This window comes from Amycolatopsis sp. NPDC051128 (assembly GCF_040682715.1).
GTDB lineage: Bacteria > Actinomycetota > Actinomycetes > Mycobacteriales > Pseudonocardiaceae > Amycolatopsis.
The window spans coordinates 1-21750 of the sequence record NZ_JBFBBN010000029.1 but is presented as its reverse complement, the minus strand read 5'-3'; the positions used below and the strand labels follow the sequence as shown (position 1 = coordinate 21750).

Genomic DNA, 21750 nt, shown 5'->3' with positions numbered 1-21750 from the left:
GGCCGCACCGGCACTTCGACTGGTTCCGGCTCGCCAGGCTCAGGAACCAGCCACGTTCGTGGGCGCGGTCCAGCCGGTGGATCGGATCCACTCGGCCAGGTCGAGAGTGGCCGGCTCGATCGCCCGCACCACCGCAAGATCCGACGGGTGTTCCGCCGCCTTCGCGAACTGGCCGAACATCGCCCTGTCGAGGTCGCTGGGAAGCACGCTCAACGGGAGGGCCTCGTAACGTGCCGGGAGCCCGGCGCGCGCGCCGAACGCCGCGGCGATCTGAGGGCCCGTCAGCTCGTCGCCGACGAGCTCGACGGCTCCGCCGGGTGCCTCCGCGGTGCCGAGCAGGAGCGCGGCGGCGACCCGGCCGACGTCCCTGACCGAGATCATCTTCAGGGCGGCGTCCTCCGGCAGCGGCAGCCTCAGCACGATCTCTCCGTGCTCCAGGCGCGGTGCCATCTCCTCCATGAAGGGGGTCGGGCGAACCATCGCGGCCCTGAGGCCGGACTTCCTCAGGTGCTCCTCGATCGAGTGCTTCGAGTCATGGTGCGGCACACCCCGCTCCCGGTCCGCGCCGAAGACCGAGTTGAACACGACGTGCGGGACGCGTGCCGCGACCGCGGCGTCGACGAGCGCGGCGCCGATGCGGATCTCCGTCTCGACCTCTTCGAGGTTGTTCGCCTCCGGGGTCATGAAGTAGAACGCCTCGACCGCCGTCAGCGCGGCGGCCAACGACGCCGGGTCGTCGGTCCGGATGGCCGCCAGCTCGACGCCGCGGGCGGCCAGGGCCTGAGCCCGGTCGGATTGCGGGTTGCGGACCAGGGCCCGCACGGTGGCCTTGTGGTCCAGCAGCGCGTCGACCACCGCCCCGCCCTGTCGCCCCGTCGCGCCGAAGACTGCGATCGTGCCGGTCGTCTGTGTGGCGGTGGGGGAGGACGACGCGGGCGCGGCGTCCTCGAGCTTGATCTGTCGTGACATGTCTCCACGATGCGTCTGTGGCGCCAGGCTCACCACCGGTATCGCGCCAGGTTCTCCCGATAACCCGCCAGTGTCGGGTAACCTCGATCACGTGCCCGACCCCAGCGGCGAGCCGAGCTTCTGCACCGACGATGCGCCGTTGTCGGCGCCGCTCGCGCATGGCGCCGACGTGGCCGCGCACTTCCACGACCACGGCCAGCTCCGCTACGCCGCGCGTGGGGCCCTGGTCACAGCGACCCAGGTGGGCACTTGGGTGGCGCCGGCCAGCCGGATCATGTGGGTGCCGCCCTTCGCGGTGCACAGCAGCAAGGCGTACGGCGAGACGGACATCCGGGTGCTGTCGCTGCCCGTGACACTGACCGGACAGCTGCCGGCCGAGCCGTCGGTCTTCGTGGCGAGCGCGTTGCTGCGCGAGGCCTATCTGGCGCTGATGAGCGAGGGCGAGCCGCTGGAGAGCCCCCGTGCGCGGCTGCTGATCGACGTCGTACTCGCCGAGCTCGCCCGCGCCGAACAGGAGCCGCTGAGCCTCCCGGAGCCGAGCGACCGGCGTCTCAAGGCGGTCACCGACCTGCTTCACGTGGACCCAGCGAGCCCGGCGACCCTGGCCGAGCTGGGCCACCGGACCGGCGCCAGCGAACGCACCCTGAGCCGACTGTTCGGCAGCGAGCTGTCGATGAGCTTCCACCAGTGGCGCACCCTGCTGCGCATCCAACGGGCGCTGATCGAGCTCGGCGACGGCGCCTCGGTCACCGACACGGCGATCCGGCTGGGCTGGTCGAACCCCAGCAGCTTCATCGACGCCTTCACCGGGCTGGTCGGTCAGACACCCGGGGGCTATCGCTTGTCGGCTCGGTCCTCCCGCAGCTCCCAGGGGTGAGGTTGGCGGGGGTAGCCGTAGTTCCTGGCGGAACATCGGTGGGAGCCCAATGGTGCGGGAACCCACGCTCAGGATGGGACAGCAGACATCTCGCGGCCGGATCTGTTCTCGAGGAACCGCCCGCGACGTACGCGTCTGTGGATGCCGCCCATCGGCATGAGGGACGTTAGCCACGTCCGGCTCACCGGGCGTCCCGCAAGCGATGTTCGAACGAGGACGCCAAGCAGCCAACAACTCAGTACGCCGACAACTGCGACACCGACGCAACTGCGACAGTTTGACTGTTTAATCGGAGGTGCGGGCTCGCAGATGCCGGTTCGCAACCGAGCGGAAAGTGGGCCCGGCACCCGCCCCGAGCGAGTGCCGAGCCCACTCTGGCCGGCCTCCTGGGCCGGTCAGTTTCCCGCTGGAACGGTCCCCGCCTGGTCGGTGATGGCGGTGCGGACCGAACTGTAGGCGGCCACGGTGTTGGCTTTGATGCCTTCGATCCCTCCTTCGCCTCCGGGCATGAGCAGGGTCGTCCGTTCCCCGATGAACTCGCCGGTGTCGCAATCGACGATGATCTCGTAGAGATAGCCACCGTCCGGGGGTGTGACACCCAGGGCGACGCCCTTGCGGCCGTCCAGGTTCGCCACCTGCGCGGTGATCTTCAGCCCGGGGATCTTGGCTACCGCGCGGTACACCGCTTCCTTGAGATCGGCGGGTACGACACCGGTCTTCAGCAGATCGGCCGCGAGTCTCAGCACACCTCCGCCGCGGGGCTTGTTCACCAGATAGGGATCTTTGAGCATGAGGTCGTAGAGCTGTTGCGGGTCGCGGGGCAAGTGGGCCAGCTGCTGTTCGGTGGGCGCGCCCCATTCGCCGGCGCCCCGGCCGGCGGTGAGCAACGCCATCTCGGGGAACTGGCCACCCCGCGCGCGCCACTCACCGGACTTACGGATTTCGTTGATGTTCTGGCCCTCGGTGGTGGGGGTTTGCTCGTTGCCCAGCAGCCACTGCTTGTTCCCCGTCTGACTGACCTTGAGCAGCCATTCACTGTCGAAGTCGCTCGGCTGCCAGGTCTGCTTCAGCTCTTCGGCGAGGAAAGCGAACTGGCGCTCTTTGCTGGCGACCATGTACCAGCCGCGGGTCTCGGTGTACCGGAATTTCCCTGCGGGAATGGGCGCCTCGCCCGTGACATGGATCATGTCGGCCGCTTTGTCCAGGGCCTGCTGCACCGACGCGAATTTCACCGCCGGCACCGACGACGTCGCCTGGGCCGAGGGGGCACCGTGGTCTCCGCCGGTGCTCGCCACGGTGGCGCCGACGGCAACGACCACTACCGCGGCGGCCGCCGCGCTGAGCCACCAGCGCCGTCCGGCGGGGAGCCCTGGCTTTCGTGTCGGCTCGGTCACTGGGTCGGTGTCGGCCACCAGGGTGTCCCTGCCTTCGAGTGAGCGCACTGCGTTCAACAGTGTGTTTCGTGCCTCGGCCAAGGGCTGCCGGTTGGCGAGTTCGCCGGGGCGCATCAAGATCAGCCCTTCGTCCAGCTCTTCGTCGGTCCACAAGCGGTGGACGTTGTCCTCAGTCATCGGCCTGTACCCCTTCCTCATCGCGCGCGGGGCTGGATGCCGCGGACGCCTTCAGCAAGCGCCGGATCCGGTGCAAGCGGGAGCGCACGGTGCCGGCGGGAACACCGAGCGCCTCGCCGATCTCGGTGGGCGCCAGTTCCGCCCAACTGGTCAGCAGCAGCACGTCCAGATCGTTCGGCGAGAGTTCCGCCAACGCCCCGGCAAGGTGCTGCACCCGGGTCTGCGCGTCGATCCGTTCGGCCACCCGATCGGCATGCCCGTGCACAACCCGCCTGCTGTGCTCGTGCGCGGCCAGGCGCAACTGCCTGCGTTGGGCAGCGACCTCGTTGCGGACCTCCGTGCGCAGTAGGTTCGTCGCGATACCGAACAGCCAGGACCGGGCGCTTCCTCGCTCAGCGTCGTAGCGGTCGCGCTGCTGCAATGCGATCAGGAACGTCTCGCTGAGCAGGTCACCGGCAATGTCGACACCGATCCTCCCGACCAGATAGCGGTGTAGGACCGCGGCGTGCTCGTCGAACAGACGCCGGAAAGACTCCTCGAGATCACCGCGGCGCAGGTCAGGCCGATCATCACCGCTTGCCGGAGTTGATTGCCGCGTCATAGTCACAGCAAGTATTGGGTTTGCGCGGCGGAAGCGTTCGCGCGGGGATCGGGAGGGTACAGGCGGCATTCACGGCGTTGTTGCGAGCGAACGCGGTACGGCCGCGGCCGTTGTCGCCGACCACGGTGCAGCGGATTCGCGAGGTGCTGCGGGCCGCGCTGAACGGCGCGATCCGGCGTCGCCCACGGGCGGTCGTGTGGACCGAGGCCCGGGTCGAGCTGTGGCACCGGACCGGGGAACGTCCTGCGGTCGCGCTGTGGACGGCCGAGCAGACAGCGACGTTCCTCGATCAGGTCCGCGATCACCAGCTGTACCCGCTCTATCACGTGGCCGCCCTGCTGGGGTTGCGGCGCGGGGAGGCAGTCGGTCTGCGCTGGTGCGATGTCGACCTGGCGAACCGGACGCTGTCGGTGGTGCGGCAGCTGGTCGAACGTGATGGCCGCGGTGTCTGCCTGCCGAAGACCGACGCCAGCTGCCGGACCGTCGCGTTGGATCGGGGGACGACCGCCCTGCTGCGCCGGCTCGCCCGGGAGGATCCGGCCGGGGATTGGGTGTTCTCCCATGACGGTGGCCGGTCGTGGAGCCCGAGCTACGTTTCGCGCGTCTTCCGGGCCCTGGTGGCCGAGGCCGGTTTGCCGCCGATCCGGTTCCACGATCTGCGGCATGGTGCGGCGACCCTGTCGCTGGCCGCCGGTAATGAGCTGCGGGTGGTGCAGGCCCTGCTCGGGCATTCCAGCATCGTGCTCACCGCGGACACCGACACCAGCGTTCTGCCCTGCCTGGCGCAGCGGGCGGCGGATGCGACGGCGGCGCTCGTCCGGCGCGCCGGGTACCAGCGCGGAGCCAAGATCCACAAAGTGGTGGTGCCCCGGCAGCGCAGCGGGTCACCACGAGCACGGCTGGTGACGGTCAGACACTGAACCGGGGTGACACGTCGGCTGCACCCGGGCTGCACACACGAGCAAAGCCCACCAGCGAAACCCGCGAATCCGGGTAAAATCGTTGGTGGGCTTTGACTTTCGAAGTGCGCCATCAGGGACTCGAACCCCGAACCCGCTGGTTAAGAGCCAGCTGCTCTGCCAATTGAGCTAATGGCGCTGGTGTCTGCCGGGGTTTCCCTCGGCGACGTGGAAAACATTAACACGGCCTCGCGGGGCCCGTTTCAGGGGGGTCCCCTACCCGGGTTCCGGCAATGTCGCCCCGGCGTCCCGGCTGGTCGGGCACACTGTAGTCGGACATCGACGGCGAAACAGGCGGGTGGCATGAGGCGTTCGACCGGCATGAGGGCGCGGCTGGTGGTGGTCGCGGGGGTGATCGGCCTCACCGTGGCCGGCTGCAATGGCAGTCCTTCGGAGGAACCGGCGCCCTCGGCGACGTCGTCGGTCGCGCAGCGGCCCGCGGCGAAGCCGGCCGTGCTCACGCTCACCCCGGCGAAGGACGCCACCGGCGTCGCTCCTGGTGAGCCGGTGAGTGTGGCCGTTGCCGATGGGAAGGTCGGTGAGGTGAAGCTGACCGGTGCCGATGGCAAGGTCGTCGCCGGCAAACCGCGGGCCGATGGCTCCGGGTGGGATTCCGCCGAGCCGCTCGGGTACGGCAAGACCTACCGGCTGTCGGCGACCGCGACCGGGACCGACGGCAAGCCGGTCACGTCGGAGTCGACCTTCAGCACCGTCAAGCCCGCCCGGCAGCTGGGCGTGTCGGTGAACCTCGCCGAGGGCGAGACCGTCGGGGTCGGGATGCCGCTGGTCTTCACCTTCACCGGCAACGTCGCCGACAAGGCCGCGGCCGAGAAGGCGCTGAAGGTCACCGCGGAGCCGGCCACCGAGGGCGCGTTCCGCTGGTCCGGCGACAAGCAGGTGACGTGGCGGCCGAAGGACTACTGGAAGAGCGGCACCAAGATCAAGGTCGACGCCGTCGTCTACGGCAAGCCGCTCGGCAACGGCAGTTACGGCCGGGAGGACAAGAGTGCCAGCGGCACCGTCGGCGACAAGCTCGTCGCGGTCGCCGACGGCGGCACCCACCAGATGACGGTCACGATCAACGACAAGGAGGTCAAGACGATGCCGACCTCCATGGGCAAGCCCGGCCACAACACGCCCGCCGGGACCTACACCGTCATGAGCGAGCACACCGGCTACACCATGGACTCGGGCACCTACGGCGTTCCCGAAGACGCGCCCGGCGGTTATCGCACCTTCGTCGACTACGCGGTGCGCCTGTCCTACAGCGGCATCTTCTACCACTCCGCGCCGTGGTCGGTACGGCAGCAGGGGCACCGCAACGTCAGCCACGGCTGCCTGAACCTGTCCGTCGAGAACTCGAAGTGGCTGATGGACACGTCCAAGAAGGGCGACATCGTCACCGTGCAGAACAGTGGTGGCCCGAAGCTCGAGCCCACCGACGGCTGGAGCGTCTGGCAGCTGTCCTGGGACGAGTGGCGCGCGGCCGGCAACTAGCCCTTCGCGGAGTCGCGGACCAGCTCGCGCGCCTCCGCCTCCGTCGACACCGACGGGCCAGAGCCCCAGAGTGGCTGGTTCGCCGTCTCGCGGCTGAAGAACACCGCGACGGCGCCGATCGCGCCGGCCGCCATCAGGTACCACGCCGGCCAGAAGTCGTGGCCGGTCGCGGAGATCAGCGACTGCATCACCAGCGGGGTCGTGCCGCCGAAGAGCGACACCGAGATGTTGAACGCGATGGACAGCGCGCCGTACCGGATGGCGGTGGGGAACAGCGCGGGCAGCGCCGAGGGCATCGACACCTCGAAGCAGAGCAGCAGCAGGCCGAGCCCCATCAGCCCGAGGAACGTGAGGACGACGCCGCCGTCGTGCACGAGCAGCATCAGCGGCCAGGACAGCACGAGGAACCCGAGGCAGCCGGCCAGCATCACCGGTTTGCGCCCGACGTGGTCGGTGATCCGGCCGCCGACTGTGATGATGAGCATCATCACGGCCATGACGACGATGATCAGCAACAGCCCGTGGGTCGCGTCGAGGTGCAGCTGCTCGGACAGGTACGTCGGCATGTACGACAGCAGCATGTAGTCGGTGACGTTGAACACGAGCACCAGGCCGACGCAGACGAGCAGCGCGGGCCAGTACTCGGTGAACATCTTCCAGAACGGCTCGCCGGTGCGCCCGCGCTTCTCGGCCTCCTCGGCGTGCTTGCGGAACGCCGGCGTCTCTTCGAGCTTGAGCCGCAGGTAGAGGCCGATGACGCCGAGCGGGCCCGCGACCAGGAACGGGATCCGCCAGCCCCAGTCGAGCAGGGTTGCGTGGGGCACCCAGGCCTTCATGCCGGTGACGACGGACGCGCCGAGCACGTACCCGGACAGCGTGCCGAACTCGAGCCACGAGCCCATGAACCCGCGGCGTTTGTCGGGGGAGTACTCGGCGATGAACGTCGTCGCGCCGCCGTACTCGCCGCCGGTGGAGAAGCCCTGCACCATCCGGGCCACCACGAGCAGGATCGGTGACCAGACGCCGATGGTGGCGTAGGAGGGGATCAGGCCGATGCAGAGCGTGCCGATCGCCATCATGATCATGGTGACGGCGAGGACTTTCTGCCGTCCGATGCGGTCGCCGAGCGGGCCGAAGACGAGGCCGCCGAGCGGGCGCATGAGGAACGCGGCGGTGAACGCGCCGAACGTGCCGATCAGCCGTACCCCGGGCGACACGCTGGCGGGGAAGAACACCTCGGCGATCGTGTCGGCGATGTAGGCGTAGACGCCGAAGTCGAACCACTCCATGGCATTGCCCAGCGCGGCTGCCCCCACCGCGCGCTTGAGCAGGGACTGGTCGACGACGGTGATGTCCTCGTAGCGCAGTTTCTTCCGGAGCTTGGTTCGTGAACGTTCCACCAGACCACGGTGCATCCGGTTCGAAGATCTCGCAGGCTGGGCCGTCCGGTCGTGAGGGTTGCCACGACGTGGCCCCGAGGGATTGACCCGATGTCAACGTCTGGACGTCGACGGGTGTCTGCCTCGAGGACTTCAAGTCCTATGTGGCCACCGGGCAGGCCCCCGGCGACTCGCGGGCGTTCTGGGCGGCGAACCTGGCCGACCCGTCCCGCATCACGGGCGACAACGACGCGATGTCTCCGGGCATCGCCGACGTCCCGGGCCCGGCCGGCATCCCCGTGGCGGCGGTAAAACCGCACCCGGAGAACAAACGTAACTACACGGATGGGGGTCCGGGGGCGTGCCCCCGGCGGGGGTGTGGGGGCTCGGCCCCACAGAAAGGCGAAACCCCAGCTTGGGGAGGAGCCGCCAGGCTCCGACCAAACCGGGGTGATGGGGTGAGCGACGGGTTTCGAACCCGCGACCTCCTGGACCACAACCAGGTGCTCTACCAGCTGAGCTACGCCCACCATCAGCGAGGGAACCGCTTGCGATCACCTCGTTGGCAGTAATCGTAGCGGGTGCCCTCGCGGGGTTCGCAGGGGGTTACCTCTGGTGCCGTTCCTGCACTTCAGCGGCGGCGGCTTTGGCTTCGTCGCTGGTGGGGCCGGGTTGGGGGACGAAGGCGACGCGCCGGTAGTAGTCGAGTTCGCCGATGGATTCCTTGATGTCGGCCAGCGCCCGGTGGGCGAGGCCTTTCTCCGGCTTGGCGTAGTAGATGCGGGGGTACCAGCGGCGGACGAGTTCCTTGACGGAGGAGACGTCGACCATGCGGTAGTGCAGGTGGGCGTCGAGGGCCGGCATGTCGCGGGAGATGAAGCCGCGATCGGTGGCGATGGAGTTGCCGGCGAGCGGTGCGGTGCCCGATTCGGGGACGTGCTCGCGGATGTACTCGAGGACGCGTTGTTCGGCTTCTTCGAGGGTCACGGTGGAGCGGCGGACCTCTTCGGTGAGGCCGGAGTGGGCGTGCATCTCGCGGACGACTTCGGGCATCCCGGCGAGTTTTTCCTCGTCGGCGTGGATGACGATGTCGACTCCTTCGCCGAGCACGTTCAGCTCCGCGTCGGTGACGAGGGCGGCGATTTCGATCAACGCTTCCTTGCCGAGGTCGAGCCCCGTCATTTCGCAGTCGATCCAGACTAGGCGGTCGGTCACCTGGTGACCCTAACCCGGCACGGCGAAATGAGTGGCGTTACCTGCGCGTACGGCGCGTTACACGCGCCACGCCAGGGTTCGGCTGTGGTGCAGGACACAGGATCTGGTGACGCGGTGAGAAATACCTGACGTAATCTGTCAGGTTTGACTGTCAAGCTGGCGCGGACGGTACTTCGAAGACAGGGGAAACCAGCCATGACCAGCATCGCCACCGCGTCGTTCGTCCTCGACAAGTGGGAGACGCAGGCGACCGACGAGGCCGCGGGCACCGAGTTCACCCGGGTGGCGATCGCGAAGACGTTCACCGGGGCGGTCGAGGGGACCAGCACCGTCGAGTTGCTGACGGCGTCCAACGCGACGTCGCGCGCGTACGTCGCTTTCGAACGCTTCGACGTCTCGGTCGACGGGCGCAAGGGCGCCTTCGTCCTGCACCACTCCGCCGACGACACGGGCCAGACGCTGAAGATCCTCACCGGCTCCGGCTCCGGCGAGCTGACCGGGATCTCCGGCACGGCGAACATCGAAATCGACGGCGAGGACCACACCTTGACCCTCACGTACGAGCTGTAGCCGGCACTGAGCTGTAGAGAGCACAAAGGCCGTTTCGAGAGCCCCCGATTGACTCTCGAAACGGCCTTCGCGGTGCGCCCCCGCTCCCGGAAGCGGGGGGAATGGACGGACCGTCCCGACAGCGGCCCGTCCGGGGCCTAGTTGTTCACGATCTGGTCGACGATCTTCTTGGCGTCGTCGATCGGGATGGCGAAGCCGATCCCGACGCTGCCCGCCGAGCCGTTGGCCGACGCGGCCGGGCTGTAGAGCGCCGAGTTGATGCCGATCACGTTGCCCTGGGCGTCGACCAGCGCGCCCCCGGAGTTGCCCTGGTTGATCGAAGCGTCGGTCTGGATCGCGGTGTAGCTGGGCGAATCCTCGGACTCGTTCGAGGTGCGGCTGAAGGGCGACTGCTGTTGCTGCCGGCCTTGGCCGATGTCGGACAGGTTCCGGTTGAGCGCGCTGACGATGCCGGTGGTGACGGTGTTCTGCAGCCCGCCCGGCGAGCCGATGGCGACGACCTCCTGGCCGACGACCAGCTTGCTCGAGTCGCCCAGGGTCGCGGCCGTCAAGCCGCCGGCGTTCTTCGCCTGCACCACCGCGATGTCCGCCTTCGTGTCCGCGCCGACCACACTGGCCTGGTACTTCTTGCCGTCGGACGTGGTGATCACGACGTTCTGGGCGCCGTCGACGACGTGCGCGTTCGTCAGGATCCGGCCGTCCGAAGTGAGGATGACGCCGGAGCCGATGGCCTCACCTTGGTCGGTGGTGACGTTGATCTGGACGACGCTCGGCGTCACCTTCGCCGCGACGGCGCTCACGTCACCCGGGTTCGAGTTCGAATTCGAGACCGGCTGCCCGTTCGCGGCCGGCGTGCTCACCGACGTCGTGCCGTCCGCCGAGGTCGTGGTGAGCCCGACGATCGCGGCGCCGCCGACGCCGCCGACCAGCGCGGCGCCGAGTGCGGTCGCACTGACGATCATCGCGACGCGGCCGCCCTTGCGCGGCTTGGCCTTCAGCGCCGTGGGGATCTGAGGGCCTTGCGGCTGCGGGGCGAAGAGCGGATTCGGCGCCGGCTGCTGCTGGTAGCCGTACTGCGCGTACGGCCCGTACTGCTGGGTGCTCTGGTGCGGCTGGTGCCCACCGGGTGAGGCGGGGCCGGGCCGACTCTCGTTCTCGGTCATGGGACAAGATTCGCGCCCGTGCTTGTGAGCAGCCTGTGGAAATACCTCAGGCTTTGCTGAGAAGAATCTCCTGAGAAATCTCAGGAGTTCCTCAGGCATCAGGCGAAGAAGGAAGGTACGTCCAGCGCGCCTCCCGCCGCTTCGAACTCGTCGTGCACCGCCTGCCGCAGTTCGGCGTCGCCGAGGTAGTCCGCGGCGGTCAGGGCCAGTCCCAGCGCTCCGTCGCGGACCGCCGCGTCCCCGGTGGACGATCCGGCCGCGGCCGCGAACTCCTTGGTGTGCAACGCGACCGTCGGACCCGAGACGGCCAGCATCGGATGCAATGCGGGAACGCGGTACGAGATGTTTCCGAGGTCGGTGGACCCGGTGAGCGACTCCGGCACGATGCCCGGCGGGAGCGGCTTGCGGCCGGTGCCCGCCTGGTTGACCGACCAGCGCCCGGCGAGCGCGGTGTTGAACCGGATCGGCAGGTAGGCGGCCTGAGCATCCCAGATCAGCTCGACACCGCAGCCGGTCATCGCCGCCGCGCCTTCCGCGATCGACGTCATCCGGGCGGCGAGGTCGCGCAGTGTCTCCGGGTTTTGGGAGCGGAGGTAGAACAGCAGCGCGGCGCGGGCCGGGATGACGTTCGGCCGGGCGCCGCCGTCGGTGAACACGCCGTGGACTCGGTCGCTCTGCGGGAGTTGCTGGCGCAATGCCGAGACGCCCTGGTAGGCGGCGACGGCGGCGTCGAGCGCGTTGCGGCCCATGAACGGCTGGGCCGACGCGTGCGCGCCGACGCCGTGGAAGACCATCTCCAGCTGACGGCGGCCGAGGAACGGGTGCAGCGCGATGTCGTGGCTGAACGGGTGCAGCATGATCGCCGCGTCGACGTCGTCGAACACGCCGGCCCGGGCGAGGATCTCCTTGCCGCCTCCGCCTTCCTCGGCCGGGGTGCCGATGAGGCTGACGCGGCCGCCGAGCCGCTCGGCGACCTTCGCGGCGCCGAGGAAACCGCCCGCCGCGGTGGTGCAGATGATGTTGTGGCCGCACGCGTGGCCGAGGCCGGGCAGCGCGTCGTACTCGGCGAGGACGGCGATGTGCGGGCCCGTCGTGCCGGGGGTGCTCACGCGCAGCGCTGTGTCGAGCCCGCCGACGCCGACGGTCGCTTCGTGGCCGTGGCGCTTTAGGAGGTCCGCGAGGGCGCGGACCGAGCGGTGCTCGGCGAACCCCTCCTCCGGGTGGGCGTGCAGATCTTGGCTCAACGCCACCAGATCGGGCGAGGCGCGCTCGACGGCGGCGGTCACTTCGGCCCGGGTCGCCTCGTCCGCGCCGGGGTGCGGGGAGGACAGCGGTTCGGCGGCCGCGACGGCGTCGGCGGTGGCCTCGACCAGGGAATGCAGGTAGCTGTCGTCGGGCGGGACGGGATCGGCGGTGGTCATGGGGGCGATGCTAACCGCCACCCCCGACAATCCGCGCCGCTCAGCCCAGCCGGCCCGCCACGATCTGCGTGACCCCGGCGTACCGTTCGGTGATCCCCGTGAAGCCGCGGGCGCGCAGGCTCGCCGCGATCTCGCCCCGGTCGAACATCCGTTGCCCGCTCACGATCCCGCCGGCCGACTCGAGCAGCCGCGCGGGCTGCCGGCCGCGGCGGGCGGTCGTCAGCAGCACGATCCGGCCCTCGGGTTTCAGGACGCGCGCGAAGGAGTCCAGCGCCGTTTCCGGCTCGGCGAACATGTGGAGCGCGGCGAAGCAGCAGACGCCGTCCACAGTGGACTCCTTCAGCGGAAGGCGCACCGCGTCCGCGCGCAGGTAGGCGAGGGTGTCCGGGCCGCCTTCGGCGACGGCCTTGGTCAGCATCGTGCGCGCGCCGTCGAGGCCGATCGCGAGCCCGTCCGGGCCGACCGCCGCGCCGAACGCGCGGGTGAACCGGCCGGTGCCGCAGGCGACGTCGAGCACCGTGTCTCCGGGGCGCGGCCGCAGGAACTCGGTCGCGAGCCGGACTTCGCCCGCCATGCTGGGGCCGAACGGGCCCTTGAGCGCGCGGCCGAGCGCGGGGCGCCAGTACCGCTCGTAGATCTGCGGGAGCAGGGTCGTGCGCATCAGGCGCTGGGTGAGCCCGGTCGGCGGGCCGGCCTGGTTCGCGGCGCCCAGCAGGTCGAGGAAGCCGTCGCCGGTCTCCGCGGGCGTCTCCAGCAGGGCGCCGAGGCGGGCGAGGGCGGTGGTTCGGCTGGTCGGCACGGGCCCTCCCGAGGTTCGGATACCGGCAGTATGCCCAATCCGTCGCCCTGCGGCACCGCCACTCGATCGAGTGAACAAACCCGGGTCCGGGCGTTCGAGTCCCGAAATTGTCGGTGCTCCTTCCTAGCGTCGCGGCCAAGGTTCCCGATCCGAGGAGGACGAGATGACGATGGCCATGGCAGGCAGCACGATCGCGGTCCGCGGCGAGTTCGACCTGGCCGCGGCGGCCCGGTTCCTGACCGGCTTCGCCCCCGCCGGGCAGCCGGAAGCGGAGCCCGGCGCGCTCCGGGTGGCGTTCCCGCTCGACGGCGAGTGGACACCCGTGGGGGCGGTGCTGAGACAGAGATCGCCCGGCGAGGTGACGGTCGAGGTCCACGGCCCGGCCGGGCACGCCGACGCGGTGGTGGCGCAGGTGCGGCGGATGTGCTCGCTGGACGTCGACGGCACCGCGTTCCCGGGCGTCGGTGACCGCGACCCGGTCGTTTCGCTGCTGCGGGGTCTGCATCCGGGCCTGCGGCCGGTGCTGTTCGCGTCGCCGTACGAGGCGGCTTGCTGGGCGGTGCTGAGCCACCGGATCTGGATGACCCAGGCGGTCCGGCTGCGCCGCCGGCTGACCGAGCGCCACGGCACGGAGGTCGACGTCGGTGGCAGCGTGCTGGCGTCCTTCCCGCCACCCGCGGTGCTGGCGAAGCTGGAGTACCTGCCAGGGCTGCCGGGGCCGAAGGTGCCACGCCTGCGGGCCATCGGCGAGGCGGCGGCCGCCGGAATGCTGGACGCGGCCGCGTTGCGGGCGATGCCGGCGGAGGAGGCGCTGAACCAGCTGCGGCTGCTCCCGGGAATCGGGCGGTTCAGCGCGGAGCTGATCCTGATCCGCGGCGCCGGCCACCCGGACGTCTTCCCCCGCGGCGAAAGCCGCCTCCACGAGATCATGCGCGACGCGTATCACCTCCCGGACGCGGGAGTCGCGGAGCTGGCGGAGATCGCGGAAGCGTGGGCGCCGTTCCGGAGCTGGGTGTCGTTCCTGTTCCGCGTCGAAGGCGAGGCGCGGATGCGGGAGTCGCGATGAACTGACCCCCGAGTCGCGGCTGCTCAGGTCGCGCGATCGGAACTCGTGGTCGATGCGGCGGCTTCATCGACCGTGAGACTCGGCGCAGACCCACGACACCAGGAAAGGAGAACGCGACGACCCAATACCGGAAGCCGTGCAACGGCGAGCGGTGGGGACTCACGGTAGCCAGATGTCGCCTGTGGTGAGGTGTCCGGGTGAGCTCGCCCGTTCAACTCGCGCTCGGTGGCCGTTCCGGTGACACCCTGTCGGCTTTCCACGCGGCCGCCGCCGACACCTCGCCGGCCGGTTCGCTGCTCGAACAGGCCCAGACCCCCGCGGTGATCACGCTGGTCGCCGGCGGTGTGGCCCTGCTGGTCGTGCTGATCGGCGGCACGCCGTGGCGGCGTGCGCGCAACGTCGTGACGATCGTGCACGAGGCCGGCCACGCGCTGGCCGCGGTGCTGGTCGGACGGCGTCTGCAGGGCATCAAGCTGCACTCGGACACCTCGGGCGTCACCGTCTCGCGCGGCAAGCCCGAGGGGCCGGGGATGGCGTTCACCGCGATGGCCGGGTACCTGGCGCCGTCGGTGCTGGGGCTGCTGTTCGCCAGTCTGCTGGGCGCCGACCTGGTCGGCACGGTCCTCGTCCTGATCGCGCTGCTGCTGCTCGGCGTGCTGGTGATGGTGCGCAACGCCTACGGGGTGTTCACCGTCGTCGCCAGTGCGGCGGTGCTCGCGCTGGTCGCGTTCGTCGCGCCGGTGGAGGTCCAGGCTCCGTTCAGCTACCTCGTGACGTGGTTCCTGCTGTTCGGCGGCGTACGGCCGGTGGTCGAGCTGCAGGTCAAGCGGCGGCGCGGGCAGGCCCGGGACTCCGACGCCGACCAGCTGGGCCGGCTCACCGCGGTGCCGCCGGTGCTGTGGGTGCTGGTGTTCGTCGTCGCGACGGTCAGCTGCCTGATCGCCGGTGGGCTGTGGCTGCTGGAGCCGATCGCCGTATGAAGGCGAGCCGGGCGCCGACGCCGGTGGAGCCCCTGGCCACCCGGTCGCGCGCATGCGGCAAACTGGGTCTCTCGCTGGTCCGCGCGGAGGGAGCCGAACGATGGACGAGGTCGCCAAGGCCGTCGAGGAGTGCGCACGGGCGGCGAAGCTGGCCGCGCCGTCGCTCGCCGCCGCGAGTGCGGAGGCGGTCGACGCCGCGCTGACCGGGATGGCGGAGCGGCTGCTCGCGCACCGCGACGAGATCCTGGAGGCGAACCAGGCCGACGTCGAGCGCGCGAAGGCCGACGGGATGAGCGCCGGCCTGCTCGACCGGCTCACCATCACCCCCGAACGTCTCGCCGGCATGGCCGAGCAGCTGCGGCTGCTCGCCGGCGCCCCGCACCAGGAGCGCTCGGTCGAGGTGTCCACCCTGGACGGTGGGCTGCGGCTGGTCGAGCGGCGGCGTCCGGTCGGCGTGATCGGCGCGAACTACGAGGCGCGGCCGAACGTGACCGTCGACGTGGCGTCGCAGCTGGTCAAGTCGCGCAACGGCGGGGTGCTGCGTACGGGTTCGGCCGCGCTCGGCTCGGCCCAGCGGCTGCGGGAGGTCGTCGTCGCCCCGGCGCTGGCGGAGGCGGGCATCGACGCGGACTGCGTCCAGCTCGTGCCGCGGGTGGAGCGCGAGGCGGCGTCCGCGCTGGTGCGGCTGCCGGACCTGGTGCCGCTGGTGATCCTGCGCGGCAGCGGCGACAGCACCCGGGCCCTCGCGACCGAGGCGGCCGTGCACGGCGTGCGCACGCTGGCCCACGCCGACGGTGGCGGCGTCCTGTACGTCGATCGCGGGGCGGACGTCACGAAGGCGCGTGACCTGGTCTACGCCAGCCTCGACCGGCTGGGCGTCTGCAACCGGCTGAACCTGCTGCTCATCCACGAGGGCATCCACGACGAGGTCTGGCCCGCGATCGAGGACGCGCTCGCCGAGCGGGGGGTCACGCCGTCGCTGGCGCCGCACGAGCACCCCATCGGCTACGAGTGGGCGCTGGACTCCGACCGGGAAGCGACCGTCACGGTCGCCAAGGTCGGCGCGCTCGCCGACGCCGTCGAGATCGCCAACGAGCGGACGTCGGGCCTGGCGGCGGGTATCGCCACCGAGGACGAGGCGGCCGCCGACGCCTTCTTCGACGGCTACACCGGCACGGGCGTCTTCTGGAACGCCCCGACCCGGCTCCTCGACGGCTTCAAGCTCCTGGCGGTGCCGGAAACCGGCATCAACCTCGACAAGGTGCCCGGCCCCCGGGGTCCGGTGACGTACACGGACCTCTACGTCCGCCAGTACGCCGTCCTGCCTGCCTGAGCCGGCGGCTACCGGGGCGGGGCGTCCGCGAGCCCGCGGAGCTCCTTCGCGGTGGCCGTGAGATTGGCGACCAGCTCGGTCCGGTCGCCGGTGTCGCCGGAGTGGCGGTAGATCGCGGTCGGCCCGTCGCTGATCGCGATCGCCGCGACCAGGCGGCCTTCCGGGTCGCGGGTGAGGCCGGTCGTCACCGGCACCTCCCGGCCGACGGTGTCGACCGTGGTGAGCGTCCGTTCCTTGTACCAGCCTCGCGTGGTCATGTTCCGCAGCTCCCGGGGGTGGGACTTGACAGGGATACGTCGTAGGACGCCGGGATCGCCGACGGCGTTACGGCATACTGTGCCGCGTGATCTCCCGGCCGCACGTTCTGCTCTCCGCCGCGCAGTCGCTCGACGGCTACCTCGACGACACCTCGCCCGAGCGGCTCGTGCTGTCCACTGAGGACGATTTCGCCGTCGTCGACCGGTTGCGGGCCGAGGCGGACGCCATCCTCGTCGGGGCCGGGACCGTGCGGGCCGACAACCCGCGGCTGCTCGTCCGGTCGCCGGAGCTGCGGCGGCAACGGCTCGCTCGGGGGAAGCCCGAACAACCCGTCAAGGTCACCGTGACCACCCGCGGTCTCGATCCGGACGCGCAGTTCTTCACCGTCGGGGACACCGAAAAGATCGTCTACGCGCCGCCGGGAGCGGCTGACGCGCTCAAGCACGTCGCCACCGTCGTCGACGCCGGGGATCCGCCCGGCTTCGGGCACGTCCTCGACGACCTAGGTGCCCGCGGCATCGGGAAACTGCTGGTCGAGGGCGGCGGCGGGATCCACACCCGGTTCCTGGCCGAAGGTCTCGCCGATGAGCTGCGGCTCGCGATCGCGCCGTTCTTCGTCGGGCAGCCGGACGCGCCGCGGTTCGTCGGGCCCGCGCTTTACCCGCGCCCGCTGGTGCTCACCGGCGCCCGCGCACTGCAGGGAATGGCGATCCTCGAATACCGCGCCGCCGACGAGCCGACCGGCCGCGACGTGCAGCGGCTCAAGGAAGCCATCGCGCTCGCCGCCGAATGCCCGCCCAGTCACACCTTCCGGGTCGGGGCCGTGATCGTCGACGCCGACGGCGAGGTCGTCGCCACCGGGCATTCCGGCGAGGGCGACCCGGCGAACCACGCCGAAGAAGCCGCGCTCGCCAAGTGCGCCGCCGACCCGCGCCTGGCCGGCGCGACCATGTACAGCTCGCTGGAACCGTGCAGCCACCGGCATTCCCACCCGCGCTCCTGCACCCAGCTCATCCTCGACGCGGGGATCCCCCGGGTCGTGTTCGCGTGGCGCGAACCGCCGGTCTTCGTCGACGCCCAGGGCACCGAACTGCTGCGGCAGGCCGGACGGCACGTCGTCGAGGTGCCCGCGCTGACTCCGGAGGTCCAGCGCGAGAACACCCATCTGAAGTTCTGACCGAAGCCGTCGAGACGCGGTCGCGCTGCCCAGGTGTCCGGGCATGACGCACGCTCAGCCCGCGGGCAGCGTCACGACCACCACCAAACCGCCTTCGGGCCGGGCCGTGGCCGTCACCTCCCCGCCGTGCGCGTGGGCGACCGAGCGGACGATCGACAACCCCAGCCCGGCGCCCTCCGCGGCCACCCGGGCCCGGCGGTGGAACGGGTCGAACAACGCCGGCACCTCCGCCGGCGGGATCACCGGGCCGCTGTTGGCCACCTCCAGCTCGGCTCCGCCACGCCGCGTCCGGGTCGTCACCCGGACCCAGCCGCCCTCGATGTTGTGGCGGAGGCCGTTCTCCACGAGGTTGTGCACCAGCCGCTCCAGCATGAGCGCGTCGCCCAGTGCCGTCGCTTCGCCCAGGTCTTCCTGTACGCCCGGTGGCACCACGTGCGCGGCGATCGCCGCCAGGTCCACCGGGCACCGTTCGGTCAGCGCGCTCTCCGACCGGGCCAGCAGCAGCAACCCGGTGATCAGCTTTTCGTGCCGCGAGTTGATCCGCAGCAGCTTGGCGCCGAGCTGCTGGACGTCCTCGGACGCCGTCCGGCGGTGCATCGCCACCTCGACCAGGGACCGGTTGAGCGTCAGCGGAGTGCGCAGTTCGTGGGAGGCGTTCGCGACGAAACGGCGCTGCGCGTCGAAGGACCGGTCGAGCCGCTCGACCATCACGTCGAACGCGTCGGCGAGGTTCTTCACCTCGTCGTCCGGCCCGCGCAGCGCGATGCGCTCGTGCCCGCCCGGGTCGGCCGCCGCCGCGATCCGGCGCGCGGTGTCGGTGACCCGGCGCAACGGCGCGAGCGCGCGGCCCGCGACCAGCCAGCCGACCCCGGCCGCCAGCACGGCCACGGCGCCGAGCGCGATCGCCCCCTGCGTCAGCAGCGACGTCGCGGCCGCCGCGCGCACCTGCCGCGCCTGCTCGTCGAGCGACTCCGGGGAAGGCAGCGGGAACAGGCTGGGCGGCACGGTGCCCGTGATGAACGTGACCCGCCGCCCCACCTGCTGCGTGAACAGCAGGTAGGTGACACCCAGCAGTACCACGCCCGCCAGCAGGAACAGGCCGCCGTAAAGCACGGTCAGCCGCAGCCGGAGGCTCACTGGAGCCGGTAGCCGACCCCGGTGACCGTCTCCACCAGCGGTGGGTCACCGAGCTTGCGGCGCAGCTTGAGGATGGTGAGCCGGACCGCGCCGGTGAACGGGTCCGCGTGCTCGTCCCACGCCTTTTCCAGCAGGTGTTCCGCGGAGACGGTGGCGCCGTCGGCCCGCAGCAGCTCGGCGAGCACGGCGAACTCCTTTTTGGACAGTGGAAGGTATCGTCCGTCGCGGAACACCTCGTGCCGCGCCGGGTCGAGCGTGATCCCGGAGCGCCGCAGCACCGGCGGCGCGGCCGGGCGGCAGCGCCGCCCCAGCGACTGGATGCGGGCCGCCAGTTCGGGAAACGCGAACGGCTTCGTCAGGTAGTCGTCGGCGCCGAGGGACAGCCCGGCGACGCGGTCGATGACCTCCGCGGCCGCCGTCAGCATCAGCACTCGCGTGGCCGCCCCGGACGCCACCAGCTCGCGGCAGACGTCGTCGCCGTGCACGACCGGCAGGTCCCGGTCGAGCACGACGACGTCGTAGTCGTGCACGGCGATCCGCTCCAGCGCCGCGGCGCCGTCGTGGGCGAGGTCGACGGCATGGGACTCGTCGCGCAGCCACTCCGCGATCGCGTCCGCGAGCATCGGCTCGTCCTCCACCACCAGGACCCGCATGCCGCCATGATCGCCGCGCCGGTGTTTCTTCGGCGTTAGCACCGGTAGAGGGTGTCCGCCGTACCGAGGCGCACCGGGCCGCCTCCAGGCCCGGCACCCGGGGCGGACCGCCCGCCGTACGCGGCGGGGTCGACGATCGCGCAGTGCTGTTCGATCCAGCGCCGGCGGTCCTCCTGGACGGGGCTCCGCGGGGGCTCGCCCGGAGCGGCCCGTCCGCTCAGCACGAACCGCAGCTTGCCTTCGGCGAGCCAGCGTTCGAGCTGCGCGATCGAGGGCGCGTCGTCGCGGCCGCTGAAGCCGCCCATGCCGATCACCGTCGCGTCCGAGCCGATGATGAACGGCGCGACCGAACCCGCTTCGCTGTTCACCGCCAACGTGATCTCGGTCCCGTTCTCGCGGGCGTAGTCGAGGATGCGCCGCTGCTCGTCGGACAGCTTGGCGCCGCCGCCGCCCCCGCCGAGCACCAGCTGGGGCCGGGGGCCGCCTGGTGACGGCGCCGGTCCTGGCGTCGGCCCGGGGCCGGCCGGGGCGGGCCCCGCGGCGGGCAGCGTGCCCGTCGACGTGCTCTGCGCGGCGGCGGACGACCACACGGCGGGCGTGAGCAGCAGCGGCACGAGCCCGGCCACGAGCGTCGACCGGCTCCGGCCGGCCACCAGGCCGGCGATGGCGGCGACGGCCGTGCCGATTACTGCCCACCGGGTCCAGCCGTGGAACGAGGTGTCCCGTGAAGCCAGCACGAACGCCCAGGCCGCGGTGAGCGCGATCGCGACCGGTAGCCCGACGCGCGGAGAGCGCCGCCACAGCAGCGCGAGACCCGCGGCGGAGACCGCGGCGACGGCGGGCGCCATCGCCGTCGTGTAGTACGGGTGCCAGATGCCGCCGGCGAAGCTGAAGACCAGCGCGGTCACCAGCAGCCAGCCACCCCACAGCACCCAGCCGGCGCGGTGCCGCGGGTCGCCCCACGATCTCGACACGACGACCACGACCAGGACGAGCAGCGACAGCGGCAGCAGCCACGAGATCTGCCCGCCGACGAGGTCGTTGAACATCCGGCCCGGCCCGGGGTCGCCGCCGAACGACCCCGACCTCGTCACGCCGTTCTGCACGGTGATCATGCCGCCGCCCCCGCTGCCGCCGGAGATGCGGCCGAAGCCGTTGTAGCCGAAGACGAGGTCCCAGGCGGTGCCGTCCTTGCCGCCGCCCATGTACGGCTTGGCACCGGGCCACCAGTCGTGCAGGGCGATCCACCAGAACGACGAGACGACCAGCACGACGCCGGCGCCGAGGACGTCCAGCAGACGGCGTTTCCATGGCCCGGTCGTCCCGGCCAGGTACGCGAGCACCAGTGCGGGCACGATGATCCACGCCTGCAGCATCTTGGTCAGGAAGCCGCAGCCGACGAAGAAGGCGCACCACCACAGCCACGTCCGCTGTCCTTCGATCGCGCGGGTGAGGGCGTACGCGGCGGCGACCAGGAACAGCACGAGCAGCGTGTCCGGGTTGTTGCCACGGTTGATGACCACCGTGATGGGCGTGAGCGCCAGGATCACCGCGGCCAGCAGGGCGACGTTCTCCCCGGCCCACCGTCGCACCGTGCGGTGGAGCAGGAAGACCGCCGCGACGCCCTCGATGACCTGGGGCAGGAGCAATGCCCAGCCGTGGTAGCCGAAGATCAGCGCCGAGAGCGCCTGGGGCCACAGGGCCATCGGCGGTTTGTCGACCGTGACGACGCCGTAGGGGTCGAACGAGCCGAAGAGGAAGTTCGTGAAGCCACCGGTCATCGACTTGACGGCGGCCGAGTAGTAGGTGTTGCCGAGCTGGCCGTCGCCGATCTTCCACGCGTAGAGGACGGCGGCGCCGAGGCAGATGAGGGGAAGCGCCCAGGAGCGGGTCTTCCGGTGAACGGCGGTGATCATGCCGCCACCCAACCGGGACCCGCGTTTCCCGAGCGTTTCCGCTGCGAGGGGCAAGGCCGGGCAGTTAGCTGCGGCAGCGAGCTGCCAAGCTGCCCGATTGGCCCGGTTTCAGGTGCTCGCCCACAGCCGTGAATGGCCCATTGAGGGACATAGAGTCCCTCGCCGAGCGCGGTCGCGCCGCCCCGGCCGTGCGATCCGACGACCACCAG

General features: G+C 70.8%; 20 protein-coding genes and 2 tRNA genes. 8 read left to right on the top strand and 14 right to left on the bottom strand.

The genetic code is table 11. The features are described 5' to 3' along the window. Positions 1 to 39: 39 nt before the first annotated feature. Entirely contained in the window at positions 40 to 969 is a 930-nt protein-coding gene (locus AB0M82_RS26740; protein WP_364727134.1) for an NmrA/HSCARG family protein, read from the bottom strand. Positions 970 to 1060: 91 nt separating this feature from the next. Here AB0M82_RS26740 and AB0M82_RS26735 point away from each other — a divergent pair, with 91 nt between their 5' ends. Then, positions 1061 to 1846: a helix-turn-helix transcriptional regulator gene (locus AB0M82_RS26735; RefSeq protein ID WP_364727131.1), complete on the top strand. Its 786-nt coding sequence runs from the start codon at positions 1061 to 1063 to the stop codon at positions 1844 to 1846. Between the two features lie 395 nt (positions 1847 to 2241). Here AB0M82_RS26735 and AB0M82_RS26730 read toward each other — a convergent pair whose 3' ends face one another. Continuing rightward, a complete protein-coding gene (locus tag AB0M82_RS26730) occupies positions 2242 to 3417 on the bottom strand; it encodes a CU044_5270 family protein (RefSeq protein WP_364727129.1) in 1176 nt (391 codons plus the stop codon). Beyond that, positions 3410 to 4018 (bottom strand): RNA polymerase sigma factor, encoded by a 609-nt coding sequence (locus AB0M82_RS26725; RefSeq protein WP_364727126.1) that lies wholly within the window; start codon positions 4016 to 4018, stop codon positions 3410 to 3412. The genes AB0M82_RS26730 and AB0M82_RS26725 overlap by 8 nt, the downstream gene beginning before the upstream one ends. A gap of 110 nt (positions 4019 to 4128) precedes the next feature. Between AB0M82_RS26725 and AB0M82_RS26720 the strand changes: the two genes are divergently transcribed. Then, positions 4129 to 4938, top strand: coding sequence for a site-specific integrase (locus AB0M82_RS26720; RefSeq protein WP_364727123.1), 810 nt, complete (start codon positions 4129 to 4131; stop codon positions 4936 to 4938). 105 nt (positions 4939 to 5043) lie between these two features. On the opposite strand, the gene AB0M82_RS26715 is transcribed toward AB0M82_RS26720, so the two are convergent. Continuing rightward, positions 5044 to 5116, bottom strand: a tRNA-Lys gene (locus AB0M82_RS26715). Between the two features lie 164 nt (positions 5117 to 5280). Between AB0M82_RS26715 and AB0M82_RS26710 the strand changes: the two genes are divergently transcribed. Then, on the top strand, positions 5281 to 6474 hold the full coding sequence (locus AB0M82_RS26710) for an Ig-like domain-containing protein (RefSeq protein WP_364727120.1): 1194 nt from the start codon (positions 5281 to 5283) through the stop codon (positions 6472 to 6474). On the opposite strand, the gene proP is transcribed toward AB0M82_RS26710, so the two are convergent. From proP to orn, 3 genes are all read right to left on the bottom strand, one after another. Then, on the bottom strand, positions 6471 to 7889 hold the full coding sequence (gene proP, locus AB0M82_RS26705) for a glycine betaine/L-proline transporter ProP (protein ID WP_364727118.1): 1419 nt from the start codon (positions 7887 to 7889) through the stop codon (positions 6471 to 6473). The two genes, AB0M82_RS26710 and proP, sit on opposite strands and share 4 nt — an antisense overlap. A gap of 418 nt (positions 7890 to 8307) precedes the next feature. After that, positions 8308 to 8383, bottom strand: a tRNA-His gene (locus tag AB0M82_RS26700). Positions 8384 to 8459: 76 nt separating this feature from the next. Beyond that, entirely contained in the window at positions 8460 to 9068 is a 609-nt protein-coding gene (gene orn, locus AB0M82_RS26695) for an oligoribonuclease (protein ID WP_364727116.1), read from the bottom strand. 195 nt (positions 9069 to 9263) lie between these two features. On the opposite strand from orn, the gene AB0M82_RS26690 reads away from it, so the two are divergent. Continuing rightward, positions 9264 to 9638, top strand: coding sequence for a DUF3224 domain-containing protein (locus tag AB0M82_RS26690; RefSeq protein ID WP_364727114.1), 375 nt, complete (start codon positions 9264 to 9266; stop codon positions 9636 to 9638). Between the two features lie 137 nt (positions 9639 to 9775). Here AB0M82_RS26690 and AB0M82_RS26685 read toward each other — a convergent pair whose 3' ends face one another. The 3 genes from AB0M82_RS26685 to AB0M82_RS26675 all read right to left on the bottom strand — a co-directional run bounded on the left by AB0M82_RS26685 (position 9776) and on the right by AB0M82_RS26675 (position 13021). Next, positions 9776 to 10801 carry a trypsin-like peptidase domain-containing protein gene (locus AB0M82_RS26685; RefSeq protein ID WP_364727112.1) on the bottom strand — a complete coding sequence of 342 codons (1026 nt, stop codon included), beginning with the start codon at positions 10799 to 10801 and terminating at the stop codon, positions 9776 to 9778. Between the two features lie 98 nt (positions 10802 to 10899). Next, on the bottom strand, positions 10900 to 12222 hold the full coding sequence (locus AB0M82_RS26680; protein WP_364727110.1) for a M20 family metallopeptidase: 1323 nt from the start codon (positions 12220 to 12222) through the stop codon (positions 10900 to 10902). 40 nt (positions 12223 to 12262) lie between these two features. Next, on the bottom strand, positions 12263 to 13021 hold the full coding sequence (locus AB0M82_RS26675; protein WP_364727108.1) for a methyltransferase domain-containing protein: 759 nt from the start codon (positions 13019 to 13021) through the stop codon (positions 12263 to 12265). 169 nt (positions 13022 to 13190) lie between these two features. Between AB0M82_RS26675 and AB0M82_RS26670 the strand changes: the two genes are divergently transcribed. The 3 genes from AB0M82_RS26670 (at position 13191) to AB0M82_RS26660 (ending at position 16400) form a co-directional block, all read left to right on the top strand. Continuing rightward, positions 13191 to 14087, top strand: coding sequence for a DNA-3-methyladenine glycosylase 2 family protein (locus tag AB0M82_RS26670; RefSeq protein WP_364727358.1), 897 nt, complete (start codon positions 13191 to 13193; stop codon positions 14085 to 14087). Positions 14088 to 14284: 197 nt separating this feature from the next. After that, positions 14285 to 15067, top strand: a complete 783-nt coding sequence (locus tag AB0M82_RS26665) for a M50 family metallopeptidase (RefSeq protein ID WP_364727105.1) — start codon at positions 14285 to 14287, stop codon at positions 15065 to 15067. A gap of 100 nt (positions 15068 to 15167) precedes the next feature. Next, a complete protein-coding gene (locus AB0M82_RS26660) occupies positions 15168 to 16400 on the top strand; it encodes an aldehyde dehydrogenase family protein (protein WP_364727103.1) in 1233 nt (410 codons plus the stop codon). Between the two features lie 8 nt (positions 16401 to 16408). Here the strand turns inward: AB0M82_RS26660 and AB0M82_RS26655 are convergent, their stop codons facing one another. Then, positions 16409 to 16657, bottom strand: a complete 249-nt coding sequence (locus AB0M82_RS26655) for a hypothetical protein (protein WP_364727100.1) — start codon at positions 16655 to 16657, stop codon at positions 16409 to 16411. An 86-nt stretch (positions 16658 to 16743) separates the two neighbouring features. Here AB0M82_RS26655 and AB0M82_RS26650 point away from each other — a divergent pair, with 86 nt between their 5' ends. After that, positions 16744 to 17835, top strand: a complete 1092-nt coding sequence (locus AB0M82_RS26650; RefSeq protein WP_364727097.1) for a dihydrofolate reductase family protein — start codon at positions 16744 to 16746, stop codon at positions 17833 to 17835. Between the two features lie 54 nt (positions 17836 to 17889). Here the strand turns inward: AB0M82_RS26650 and AB0M82_RS26645 are convergent, their stop codons facing one another. Genes AB0M82_RS26645 through AB0M82_RS26635 form a run of 3 tightly spaced genes read right to left on the bottom strand, consistent with a single transcriptional unit; the run spans position 17890 to position 21541 of the window. After that, complete coding sequence (locus AB0M82_RS26645; protein WP_364727094.1) at positions 17890 to 18972, bottom strand: ATP-binding protein; 1083 nt, start codon at positions 18970 to 18972, stop codon at positions 17890 to 17892. Further along, entirely contained in the window at positions 18969 to 19625 is a 657-nt protein-coding gene (locus AB0M82_RS26640) for a response regulator transcription factor (protein WP_364727092.1), read from the bottom strand. Before AB0M82_RS26640 ends, AB0M82_RS26645 begins: the two co-directional genes overlap by 4 nt. A gap of 35 nt (positions 19626 to 19660) precedes the next feature. Further along, the gene (locus AB0M82_RS26635) at positions 19661 to 21541 is read right to left on the bottom strand and encodes a glycosyltransferase family 39 protein (protein ID WP_364727089.1); all 1881 of its coding nucleotides are present in this window, start codon (positions 21539 to 21541) and stop codon (positions 19661 to 19663) included. Positions 21542 to 21750 lie beyond the last annotated feature (209 nt).